Annotated in this window: 9 protein-coding genes and 2 pseudogenes; 10 read left to right on the top strand and 1 reads right to left on the bottom strand. The window is 34.4% G+C overall.

The annotated features are described in order from the left end of the window. Positions 1 to 44: 44 nt before the first annotated feature. Entirely contained in the window at positions 45 to 626 is a 582-nt protein-coding gene (locus RCJ96_RS17270) for an ATP-binding protein (RefSeq protein WP_074609331.1), read from the bottom strand. Between the two features lie 214 nt (positions 627 to 840). Between RCJ96_RS17270 and RCJ96_RS17265 the strand changes: the two genes are divergently transcribed. The 10 genes and pseudogenes from RCJ96_RS17265 (at position 841) to RCJ96_RS17220 (ending at position 11853) form a co-directional block, all read left to right on the top strand. Beyond that, positions 841 to 1761 carry a class I SAM-dependent methyltransferase gene (locus RCJ96_RS17265; RefSeq protein ID WP_074609332.1) on the top strand — a complete coding sequence of 307 codons (921 nt, stop codon included), beginning with the start codon at positions 841 to 843 and terminating at the stop codon, positions 1759 to 1761. Between the two features lie 193 nt (positions 1762 to 1954). Next, positions 1955 to 3495: pseudogene (locus RCJ96_RS17260) on the top strand (serine hydrolase domain-containing protein). A 196-nt stretch (positions 3496 to 3691) separates the two neighbouring features. After that, positions 3692 to 4924, top strand: coding sequence for a DUF4073 domain-containing protein (locus tag RCJ96_RS17255; protein ID WP_416504065.1), 1233 nt, complete (start codon positions 3692 to 3694; stop codon positions 4922 to 4924). 330 nt (positions 4925 to 5254) lie between these two features. After that, the gene (locus tag RCJ96_RS17250) at positions 5255 to 6250 is read left to right on the top strand and encodes a D-cysteine desulfhydrase (RefSeq protein WP_242304105.1); all 996 of its coding nucleotides are present in this window, start codon (positions 5255 to 5257) and stop codon (positions 6248 to 6250) included. Between the two features lie 560 nt (positions 6251 to 6810). Further along, entirely contained in the window at positions 6811 to 7233 is a 423-nt protein-coding gene (locus RCJ96_RS17245) for a hypothetical protein (RefSeq protein WP_416504066.1), read from the top strand. A gap of 941 nt (positions 7234 to 8174) precedes the next feature. Next, positions 8175 to 9620 (top strand): L,D-transpeptidase family protein, encoded by a 1446-nt coding sequence (locus RCJ96_RS17240; RefSeq protein ID WP_242304102.1) that lies wholly within the window; start codon positions 8175 to 8177, stop codon positions 9618 to 9620. Positions 9621 to 9991: 371 nt separating this feature from the next. After that, a complete protein-coding gene (locus RCJ96_RS17235) occupies positions 9992 to 10207 on the top strand; it encodes a hypothetical protein (RefSeq protein WP_001104100.1) in 216 nt (71 codons plus the stop codon). A gap of 109 nt (positions 10208 to 10316) precedes the next feature. Beyond that, positions 10317 to 10619 (top strand): annotated as a pseudogene (locus tag RCJ96_RS17230) (LysE family translocator); the annotation flags it as partial. A 255-nt stretch (positions 10620 to 10874) separates the two neighbouring features. Next, the gene (locus RCJ96_RS17225) at positions 10875 to 11039 is read left to right on the top strand and encodes a hypothetical protein (RefSeq protein WP_001968687.1); all 165 of its coding nucleotides are present in this window, start codon (positions 10875 to 10877) and stop codon (positions 11037 to 11039) included. A 274-nt stretch (positions 11040 to 11313) separates the two neighbouring features. Beyond that, positions 11314 to 11853: a hypothetical protein gene (locus RCJ96_RS17220; RefSeq protein WP_033718065.1), complete on the top strand. Its 540-nt coding sequence runs from the start codon at positions 11314 to 11316 to the stop codon at positions 11851 to 11853. Positions 11854 to 12049 lie beyond the last annotated feature (196 nt).

Below are 12049 nucleotides of genomic sequence, written 5' to 3'. Positions count from 1 at the left end.
AGGATTTGCATAATAATCTATCATTATGTAATTTTTAAATTCTTTTATTTTGGGGTAGGGGACAAATCTTTAGCAAGATGAACAATTTCTTCAATAGTAAAGCTTACATCTTTACTATTGCGAATAACAAACAAATAATCAGCCTCGTTTTCTACAGGATCTATCACATCATTGTGAAGTGATTCAGCCTGTTGTCGATCTAGCACTTCTTTAAAACTAGAATAACCACCTCTAAAAATATTCGTACTACGTGTGCTTCGAGCCACTCTTTCGTAAAGTACATCATCTGGAATGTCAAAATGAACGAGTATGCGTACATATTCATTTTGTGGAAATAATTCGTTTAGTAAATATAACCTTCCGTTTTTACTGCGATTGGAGTTACTAATAATAAGGTGTAAATTTGTATGTTCTTTTGCATAATCAACAATGAATTTCGAAAGGCCGTGCTTAAATATATTAGGGCCTTCAGCTGGTTGTAATTTTTCATAATGAGTGTTAATAAATTCTGCTTGGTTATCTTGATCCATAACGAAAGAGTGGGGTAACTCTTTTTCTAATGCTCTTGCAAATGTAGTTTTTCCGCTGTGTGTTTTTCCTACTGTAATAATGACGAATCGTTTCATATTGGCCTCCATGTGTATTGTTATAGTCTGGAATATTCTGTGTGAATCGACAATTTTCCTGCTAGAGAATATACAAAGTGTCGGAGTGATAGTAGGCTGGAAACTTGACAAAAAAACTTATTTATGCTATAATTTACCAATATAAAAATAAAGTGTATAATAGGGTTCTCCTGGCCAGGGGAACCCTATTTTTGTTGTGAAAATGAAGGAGTGTATGTGCGTGAAAAAAGGTGAAGCAAGTATAACGTCGTTAGTATCAGCTTTCGGAAGGGCATATCATAGTAAATTTGATAATCCGAAAATCTTTGATGATTATGTAGCTAAAGAGTTCATTTCTCAAAAAGAACGTAACGACATTGAAATGAACATGGTTCAAGGAATACATTTTTTCAATACAGACATTGCAAAGCAGTTTCAAGATAATCCACAAGAAATATTAAAATGGATTACACAAGTTCAATTATCACCAACACCTTTAGCGCGTGCGGCATATTGTGAAAGAGTATTACTACACGAGATTACGCTGGGAGCGAAACAATACGTGATACTCGGTGCGGGATTGGATACATTCAGCTTTAGACACCGAGAACTAGAAAATAAAATAGAAGTATTTGAAGTGGATCATCCTTCTACGCAGCAGTTTAAGAAGGAAAGAATAAAAGAAGCAGAACTTGAAGTTCCAAATCACCTTCATTTTGTTTCAATGGATTTTACCAAAGGATTTTCCTATGAACAGTTACAGAATGAAGGATTTGAAAATAAAAAGACCTTCTTTAGCCTATTAGGTGTTACGTATTATTTAACGAAAGAGGAACTTTCTAGTTTAATAGAATGTCTATTTGAAATGGTTCCAGAAGGGAGTTCTATCATTTTTGATTATCCAGATGAAAACTTATTTACGGAAAAGGGATTGTCTAATCGAGTGGAAAACATGGTGAAAATGGCTGCAGTAGGCGGAGAACCGATGAAATCGTGTTATTCTTATCGCGAAATGGAAGCACTGTTAGCGAAGGCGGGCTTACTCATTTATGAGCACTTATCACCAGAGGACATAAATAAATTATATTTTGAAGGACGAAATGATTATTTAGAAGCTTTTGAGACGGTGCATTATGTGCATGCGGTGAAGAAGTAAGGAATTAGTAGGCATGGGGAGGAATCTCTGTGTCTTTTTTTCGTATTAAATTCAATAAAAAACAGTAAAACCTTAGTTCTTTGCTTTTTATTACAATTTTGTAAGGTTAAGTAATAAAAATCGATAGAACTAGATAAATGAATGGGATATTCTGAGTGACGGAAAGAATATTCTGAAAAAAGGGGTAGGACAAATGAAGAATAGACAAAAAGCGTCGATAATATGTAAAGGTATTTTATGTTTAATTATTTGTATGCTAATTACAAATGAAGTGTGGTTTATGAAAGTAGCGAGGGCAGAATCGGGCATGCTGACTGATAGGAGTATAGAGGATTTCAAAAAAAGCTGGATGAACAGGTACCAAAATGGCAGGAAAATTATGCGGTACCAGGGGTTGCAATGGGAATTGTGCATGAGGGACGTATTGCTTATACACTTAACTACGGTTATGTAGATAAAAAGACAAAAAAAGCGGTGAGTGATGATACTTTGTTTCAGGCTGGTTCCATATCTAAAAGTCTTACAGCATGGGGAATCTTGCATCTTGTAGATGAAGGACGTTTATTACTAGATGATCCCGTTGGAAAATATCTGACCAAATGGAAATTACCTAATTCAGAGTTTAATAATAATGAAGTAACCATAAGAAGATTGTTAAGTCATACTGCAGGGCTATCTGCACATAAAGGATACCTCGGGATTGCACCAGGGAAACATCTTGACTCTATTGAGGAGTCTCTGTCTGGAAAAGGATGGCTTAATGAACCGGTGGAGGTTACCAATAAACCAGGTTCAGAAACAATTTACTCTGGTGGCGGATATACAATTTTACAACTTGTAATTGAAGAAGTTACCGGAATACCGTTTGATCGTTATATGGAAGAACAAATTATGAAACCTTTAGGAATGAAATCTAGTTCATTTTTACAACGTCCTGAAAACCATAACCTTTCAAAAGCTTATGGATATTTTGGAGAGGAGCTCCCTAGTTACCAATTTACCGAACGGGCTGCTGCAGGTCTTAAGACAAATGTTACCGATATGATGACATTGATACTTGCAAGCATGGATGCAAATAATAAAGGGAATGGTGTCATCAAAAGTGAACGTGTTGAGGAAATGCAAAAGCCAGTATTAGGGGAGAACGGTTTAGGTATATTTGAAAAAAAACTATCTAATCAATGGAAATTACTTTATCATTCTGGTGACAATCAAGGCTGGCATTCTTTTTATGGTTTTATTCCTAATACAAAGGATGGATTGGTAATCCTTACAAATGGTGAAGGTGGTATAGACTTAAGACAGGATATTTACCACGCATGGATTGAATATGAAACGGGAAAATTACCTGAAAGTTACTTTTTTCTAGCAGAGCAGAGAAAAACTAACTTCATTACATCAATTGTTATTGGCGCCACACTTAGTATATATTTGCTACTATTTGTGATTAGATTGTACAAAGGTAGAAGAACTTTCATTTTTAAGCAAGAGAAGAAATCTTACATCGGATTAGTAGTTAGGACATTTTTACTTGTTGTTACTGCTGTTCTCATTTTTTGTGCTGCTTATTTGTGGAGAGTTTTTAGTTTGAATTCCGGTAATACAATAAATTTCATTCTAATAATGGCATGGATTATAACGCTATTAATTAGTGGGTTTTTCCCGAAAATTAAAAGTAATAAAAAACAACGTATGAAACGAAAAAAATTAACATCAAAATTTACATGTATGTAATGTTAAAGGCTAGAAAGCTAGATTGGCGTGAATCACTAATTGTGGAGTGCAAAAAACAACAAAATCTTTTAAAAAACACTTAATTTTTTACTCCATCTATCTTTACAATCCCTCCTTATAATGTGAATTGGACAAGCACCTAAGAGAAAGCAGAACATGTCAGTTTGTACATTCTATTATTAGGGGGAGAATTTGTATGAAAAAGACAGTTGCTTCGTTAGCAGTTATGGCGGCATTATTACCGACATTTTCAGCACATGCGGAAGGGAAAGAGCAAGTTCGAAAATCAGCTACAACTTTTAACGTTATTAGTGACATTCAAGGTGATTTAGGAGATTTTGATCATGTATTAAAAGATATGAATAAAGTAACGCCACTTTCTAGAGCACTTATTATGAATGGGGATATAACGCCAACTGGACAACAGTCACAATATGATGATGTGAAGCGAGTATTAAACAAAAATAAGCATCCAGAGAATGTATGGTCAACTGTTGGGAACCATGAGTTTTACGCTGGAAAATGGACAGCTGATGGGAAGCTCTCTCAAAGTACATGGCCAAATGGTGTAACTGAGGAAACTTTGTTTAACCGCTATCTGAAATTTAGTGGACAAGAAAAGGTATATCATAAAAAAGAATTAGACGGTTATCCGCTTCTATTTTTAGGAACTGAAAAATATATGAAATACCACGATTCAAAGATGTGGGATGAAGTATATATGAGTGATGAGCAATTAGGTTGGTTAAAACAAAATTTAGAAGAGTACAGCCAAAAAGATAAAAACAAACCGATTTTCATTTTTTCTCATCACGTTTTACCTGATACTGTGTCTGGATCAAGACAATCACCATACTTACAAGATTATTTAAACGTCGATAAGTTGTACGATATATTAAAAGACTATCCACAAGTTGTTTTCTTTACGAGTCACACGCACTGGGATTTAAACTTACCAGACTGGGCTGGTAAAAAGAAAATTGCAGGCGGAGATAAAAAAGGATTTACAGTTGTAAATACGGGCGGGATTGAAACGGGCTGGATGTCGGCTGGACCAAATGGAGGAGAGAAGACTGCTCCTGATGGTTATTCATTCAAACAAGGGTTGCAAGTGAAAGCATATGGTAGCGATGTAATGGTGACAGCTTATGATTACAAACGTGATAAGGAAATAAAGAAATTATTAATTAGTGATTCGAAAATTGCACAAATGGCACCAAATGTAACGGCAGATGATAGTAAAAACGTAATCGTCGGTGCAACAGAATACATGGAGTACTCTATAGAAGGAACGGACGAGTGGCATACTTATAATCCAGGAAACCCACCCAAATTTGACGGGGACAAAATCGTATATGTACGCCATAAAGGCGAAATGAATTTAGAGCCAGGATTAACGCAGCTTCTTCGTTTTTCGGAAAATAAGTGATTGGAAAAGGGCCTACTTTTTATCGAGTTGGTCCTTTGGTATTGTCAGCTTTTGTCGGTAAGTCGATATATTGAAAAAATCGTTGATATATTTCAAGTTATGAACGATATATTTGAAAAATCGTTGATATAAATTTCATGTACCGTAATATGGTTAAAATCATTATTATAATTTCATGTACCGTATTGAAGATAAAACCTTTAATGCAATTCCATTCACCAAAACCGAAGTCCAATACATTTTTCTCCCAGAAAGATGACTTCATCATTTTTACATGCAATAATAGTAACGTTACATACATTGTGAAAGAAGTACAAAGGAGCGTTATTCATGAATTTAGCTAAATTCCCGAGAAAAAAATATACAGAGTCATATACACCAATTGAAAAATTAAACAATTTTTCTGAAGCACTTGGTGGGCCGACTATTTATTTTAAACGAGATGATTTACTTGGTTTAACAGCTGGTGGTAATAAGACGAGAAAGTTAGAGTTTCTAGTTGCGGATGCACAGGCAAAGGGTGCAGATACGTTAATTACAGCTGGTGGTATTCAGTCCAATCATTGCCGCCTGACACTTGCAGCTGCGGTAAAAGAAAAAATGAAATGTATCCTTGTATTAGAAGAAGGGCTTGAGCCAGAAGAGAAGCCAGATTTTAACGGAAACTATTTCTTATATCATTTATTAGGTGCTGAAAATGTAATTGTTGTACGAAATGGAGCAGATCTTATGGAAGAGATGCATAAAGTAGCGAAAGAAGTTAGTGAAAAAGGGAATACACCATATGTCATTCCAGTTGGTGGATCAAATCCTACTGGCGCAATGGGATACGTTGCTTGTGCGCAAGAAATTATGGCGCAATCATTTGACCAAGGAATTGATTTCAGTTCAGTCGTTTGCGTAAGCGGTAGCGGCGGCATGCACGCTGGTTTAATTACAGGTTTTGCTGGAACACAAAGTCACATCCCAGTAATCGGAATTAACGTAAGTAGAGGAAAAGCAGAGCAAGAAGAGAAAGTAGCAAAACTTGTAGATGAAACTTCAGCTCACGTTGGTATTCCAAACTTTATCCCGCGCGAAGCTGTTACATGCTTTGATGAATATGTAGGACCAGGTTACGCGTTACCAACGCCAGAAATGGTGGAAGCAGTGCAGCTGTTAGCAAAAACTGAAGGTATTTTACTTGATCCAGTGTATACAGGTAAAGCAGTAGCGGGATTAATCGACTTAATTAGAAAAGGTACATTTAATAAAGAAGACAACATTTTATTCGTACATTCAGGTGGTTCACCAGCTTTATATGCGAATACATCTTTATTCGCGTAAGTGTGAAAAAGCATTGGGTATCCAATGCTTTTTGTTATATACTGGAATTGTTAGGAGGCCAGAAGGGGGAGTATATGAGTTCAAACTTAAAATGGATGATATACACGATACTCGGTATTTTTATTTTATTAATTTTATTTGTAGCTTATGGAGTTTATTTATATTTCACTTAAGTGAAATGGTAACCGAACCAAAGGAAGAATAAAATAATTGCTGTATTAAATAGAGTAAAACATAAACCGATAATCGTTAAAATTTTCCTTTCATTTCGACTACAAAAAGATATTACTGCTAATAGGATTGCTATAACAGCGGAAGCTAATATGAAGTAAGCGAAAGGCACAACCTATTCTATCCCAACTCTGTCTAAAATAGGTGTGAAAAGAAAAAGATTAATCGTAACGAATATGCTTACAATGAGAAACGTATAACTTTTCCAAGTGTATGTTTTTAACTGCATGGATCATACTCCTTTCCTTATATTATTTATATTTTTAACCATAAATTAATTACCTTTATTTTACAATAATCTGGATTGTTATGAAATGAGGTAGATGAATATGAAGGATAGAAATGTGTCTTTAGTTTTTATTATTATCTGTATATTAATAGTAACTGGCTGTTCAAATATACTAGGAAATGAAGATCAAAGAATCGAAGTGCAAAAAAATATTGGTGATAATGAATATGAAGATTTTAAGGTAGTGACAGATAATAATGAAGTGATGCAAGTAAAGAAAATATTAAAGGATACTACTTTTAAAAATAAAAAAGTGCAAATGTCTCGTCCAGCTGATTATCATTTTGTTTTTCAATTTAAAAATCCGAAAATAGAGGCGAAAGCTGTGTTGTATCAAATTTGGATAAGCCCTAATAAGGATAAAGTGGAAATCATCTCGGGTGGTAATCGGTACGCTCAATTAGAAGAAAAAAATGCAGCTACTTTGTTTCGGATTGTTACAGGGGAGAAGTTAGTTGATTAAATATATATGGAGTCTACAGTTTTTTATTTTGGGAGATACTTAGTTTGTAAGAAAAAAATAGCCACCTTTTATATGGGAATAAACTCTGAGAGCGAATTAAACAGAAATTGAAACTTGACTTGATGAACGTGAAGTTTTACCCTTTTAAATGCAAAAAAAGTACCTTAAGGAGTCTATTAATCCGCCAATGAAAATAAAACTAGTAAATATATTGTTTTTACAAAGATTCGATGGTATGTTTAATTTTCTCAATATAATATTTTGCTTATATAGGAGTGGCTATTTGAATAAATTTATATTATTGGTTTTATTGGTTACATGCTGCCTTACTATTGCAGGATGTTCTAATGATAGGGTTATAACAAAGAATGAGTCAAAAACTTCAACACCTGTAAAGGTTGAACGTATCAATAAAGCGTGGTACAAACATATATAATAGTTTAAAGAATTTTTAAATTATTGATGATAAAAGGTCATAAGGTGAAATGAGTTAGCCTGATAGTAGAGGTTGTGAACCTTAATGAAAAGCGAAAAGCATAGGGGAATGCTATGTTTATAAAAGTACGATATTAAAATGTTCACAAAAAGGAGGCTACATATAGACCCTTTTTTATGGGTATTTTTCATAAGTAGAAGACATTCTAAGGTGCTGTTCTCTAACTTGAACCTTCTAACATTTATTTCACTAAGTTAAAGTTCATGGAGAGTACCACTCTTCAAAATTCGGGGCATGCTAGGGGCCTTTAATAGCTCGATTGATGTGGTTCCTTTTTCACTTTATCTACCATATTTATATATCTTTCTATAAAAAATCTAACTTTTAACGATTAAATGAGATAAAACCTAGTTAAAAACAATGAAATTTCAGGAAAAATAAGGTACACTATTCAATGGTTTTGGTTTAAAATCAATTGACGTTAATGTATACGGGGGAAAGATTGATGAACAACAATACAGTAAATGAATCTGTTGAAGAAGTTGAGAAAAAACGGGTAAGATCCAAAAAACGTTTTACAAATTGGAAGCTTATCGCAGCAGGTGGAGGTGTACTTGCACTTCTCCTTGGAGGAATGAGCTATTATCAGGCAACTCACTTCAATTCAAATGTTACGATTAATGATACAAAAGTCGGTGGTATGAGCGCTGATGAGGCAATACAGAAATTAAAAACATCTGGACTAGCAAACAAAGTTTATATTGATCAACAACAAATTTTAGATGAAAAAGAGACAAAGACGGAACTGACGGAAAAAGATTTGCCGCAAGTTAAGAAACTATTAAAAAGTCAGTGGACATTTTTCCCTTCTTCAAAGGAAAAAGAGTATTCATTGTTATCGAAAGAAGCGGATCAGTATCGTAGTGAAACGATGAAAAAACTTGTAGAAGAAAAGCTCGTGTCTATGAATGAAAAATTAAAGGCGCCTCAAGACGCTATGGCAAAGCTTGAACAAGGAAAAATTGTTATTTCGAAGAGCGTTGATGGAAAACAGTACGACGTTACGAGTTTACTAAAAGATTACGATAAGCAGAAGCATAAAAGCGAAATTCATTTAAAGTCTGCATACATACAGCCTATTAAAGAAAACGATCCGATTATTAAAAAAGAAGAGAAAGCATTACAGAATCTTCTTACGCAGTCTGTTGATTATAAAGTGCAAAATGAAGTGTATTCATTAAAAGCAAAAGATTTAATTCAAAATGCCTCTATGTCAAAGGATATGAAAGTGACAATCGATGCGAGCGATATTAAGAATAAGGTTGCTGAAATTAATAAGGCTAAATCTACATTACATAAAGACTTCGCTTTTAAAACACATTCTGGTTCGGTCATATCAGTAAAAGGACAAGGATACGGCTGGGCACTAGATGTGGAAAAAGAGACAAAACAAGTTGGGCAAGCCTTTGAGAAAGGCGAAAAATCACTTTCTGCTTCTAATATTTACGGAAATGGTTGGGAGAAGGAAGGGATCGGTTATAAAACAACATCGAATAATGGTATCGGAGACACATATGCAGAAGTTTCAATTGCAGATCAACAAATTTGGATTTACAAAGATGGTAAATTAGTCCTCACAACAAATGTAGTAACGGGTAAACATAGCACAGGCGAAGATACATCACCAGGTGTGTGGTACGTTCTATACAAACGAACACCATATACGCTAAGAGGTAGCGCAGTAGGGAAAGCTGATTATGCAGTGAAAGTAGATTACTGGGTTCCATTCACAAATAGCGGTCAAGGATTCCACGATGCCGGCTGGCGAAAAGACTGGGGAAGTAATGCTTATTTAACAGGAGGATCAGGCGGTTGTGTAAATCTTCTCCCTAACGTTGCAAAAACTGTATATGATAGTTTGAACACGTATGATCCAGTTATCGTGTACTAGAAAATAGGTACGTATTAAGAACTTAAACGAATAAATAAAGCACCTGATGGTACATGAAAAAACACCTCTTGCATTCGCATACAAAGTGTGCAAATGCAATGGAGGTGTTTTTATTTGAAGGCAAGAGTTCATTGTTTATAAGAAACAAAGTGGGAAGAGATTGAGATGGAAAACTAGGTGTACAAATAATCAATAAAATTGACACTGAATATCATTTTCATTTATGATGGAATCGTCGTATGTAATTGGACATGAATTTTATGAAAAAGTCTATTTCTTATATTCATATAATAGATTTCTATTAAGGTATCACATTCAAAAACTATCACTAAATTTTTCAATAATTTAAACGTAGGAAAGGGCAATATAAAATGAACTGGAAAAAAGGCGGATTATGGGTTATTATTTTTTTCGTTGTAAAAGGCACAATTTCTACACTTTTAATCGTTACTGGTGCTAAATATTTTGATTTATCATTTATGCAACTTTTCGTACTAATACTGATCTTATTACTGATTTCTCTCATAAGTCGAAAATTACTGTATAGACATAAACAAAACAAAAAGCAAAAAGAGCTAAATATATAAGGAAGCCCCAGAGACCTTTGGATTTCTGGGGTTTTATTTATTCAATAGTGAGTTTTGGCTCCGTGATACGAATGGTACACCCCATCAGTTTTATCGGTTGTAAATCAAAAGAAAGATATATTTACAAGGACTCTTAACAAGTCTTACGAATCCAAAAGTCTCTTTATTCTTTATTGCGTTTCTGCCGCAGTTTATAGATACAAAGGCTTCAGGTCCTATACCTTTTATCATTTTAGGAATTACTTTTACAGTAACTGGACTATTGTGGTGTTTATTTGTTGCTTATTTCTCTTCCTATGTCACCAAAAAATTAAGAGGAAATCAAAAGGTAGGAATGATTCTAAATAAAGTAACAGGACTGATTTTTATTGGGATGGGGTTAAAGTTGCTTCAAACGAAGGCTCTTCAATAAACATGAATAATAAAAAATGCCCCCTTCAAGAGATGTTATCTTTGCTTTAAGCTAATTTCTATATATTAAAAAGCTCCTTCAAATTTTGAAGGGGCTTTTTGCATGTTATCGGTTAATTATCTTTTTTTGAATTTACTAAAAGTTCCTAAATCCAAGCCCAATAACGATACTATCTCTAGCGAAATAATTAACATATCCTATGTAAGAAAGTTGAGGTAGCTAATAGCATATATTTTACTGAAAGGATGTGAATGAATGATGGAACGGCCGAATTGGGGAATTGGAGGATTAGTATTCGTTGGCTGCATGTTTCTGGGCGGAGGAGTGGGATCTATGTTAGGGAATGCCCAAACTGGATGGCTCATAGGAATGGGTGTTGGATTTCTTGGGATGGCTTTAACGAGACTGATTAGAAAGTAATATAACGGAGATTCTTAATACCATAAGAGCTCCCCATACATAGATAGGATTCCCAAGTCGCAGGATGGCACCTTAGGGTGTATTTTTTATGCTTTCTAAAAATGTCTTACTATATAATAGATTTCGTTAGGTTCTGATAATCTTTTTTGTAATAGAATAGATTCATTACCGTTTAAGGAACTGTTGAGCGGCAATAAAGTTACTCCACTAAAGGGCCATATTGTGGTACTGTTAAGGAAAAGCGAGTAATTGCGTTGTACAAGGGGGTGTTGGGGTGAATGTAATTGCGTGGTTAATCGTTGCTTGTGAAATAGGGTTTTGGGTTGTTATAACTCTAGGTCTGCTCACACGATATATCCTTAAGAAAAATAAATTAGGATTGTTTTTCCTAGCTTTAACACCTGTTATTGATTTAATTTTATTAGTTGTTACGGGTGTCGACTTGTATCGTGGTGCGACTGCTACCCAAGTGCATGCAATAGCTGCTGTTTATATCGGAATCTCAATCGCATTCGGTAGGAGTATGATTGAGTGGGCTGATATACGCTTTCAATATTATGTGATGAAACAAGGAGCGAAACCAGTTAAAAGATTTGGCATTGATTATGCAAAACACTACTTTAAAAGCTGGGGACAACATGTGCTTGCTTTTCTAATAGGTGCCGGAATTTTATTTGTCTTAATCTATTTAATTAACGATTCTTCTCGAACAGAAGTGTTGGCTGGCTTTCTAAAAGTATGGACACTTGTGTTGGGTATCGATCTTTTGATTGCCATAAGCAATTTTATTTGGCCGAAAAGAGAAAAAGGATAACAATTTAATAATATCGCAATTGGGCGCGATTGTTGAGCAAACACAGGTAGAAAAATGATTAAACTTTTTTATGAAAAATTATTCAATAACAACAAAAAAACAAGCATTTTGACCGAGTTTTTTTCGGAATATTTGGTTTTTATGTCGAAAAATCAATTTTTGTAGCATGCTTTTGATCAAACTTTATTACAAACCA

The organism is Bacillus sp. BSL6 (assembly GCF_052928345.1).
The sequence above is the reverse complement of the archived record's forward strand: the minus strand, read 5'-3'. Positions and strand labels throughout refer to the sequence as shown.

What these genes read in the sequence shown, in the direction of transcription:
- RCJ96_RS17250 (WP_242304105.1), top strand. Translation starts at nt 5,255, where the DNA reads ATGAATTTAGCTAAATTCCCGAGAAAAAAATATACAGAGTCATATACA.
- RCJ96_RS17255 (WP_416504065.1), top strand. Translation starts at nt 3,692, where the DNA reads ATGAAAAAGACAGTTGCTTCGTTAGCAGTTATGGCGGCATTATTACCG.
- RCJ96_RS17270 (WP_074609331.1), bottom strand. Translation starts at nt 626, where the DNA reads ATGAAACGATTCGTCATTATTACAGTAGGAAAAACACACAGCGGAAAA.
- RCJ96_RS17225 (WP_001968687.1), top strand. Translation starts at nt 10,875, where the DNA reads ATGATGGAACGGCCGAATTGGGGAATTGGAGGATTAGTATTCGTTGGC.
- RCJ96_RS17235 (WP_001104100.1), top strand. Translation starts at nt 9,992, where the DNA reads ATGAACTGGAAAAAAGGCGGATTATGGGTTATTATTTTTTTCGTTGTA.
- RCJ96_RS17245 (WP_416504066.1), top strand. Translation starts at nt 6,811, where the DNA reads ATGAAGGATAGAAATGTGTCTTTAGTTTTTATTATTATCTGTATATTA.
- RCJ96_RS17265 (WP_074609332.1), top strand. Translation starts at nt 841, where the DNA reads ATGTGCGTGAAAAAAGGTGAAGCAAGTATAACGTCGTTAGTATCAGCT.
- RCJ96_RS17240 (WP_242304102.1), top strand. Translation starts at nt 8,175, where the DNA reads ATGAACAACAATACAGTAAATGAATCTGTTGAAGAAGTTGAGAAAAAA.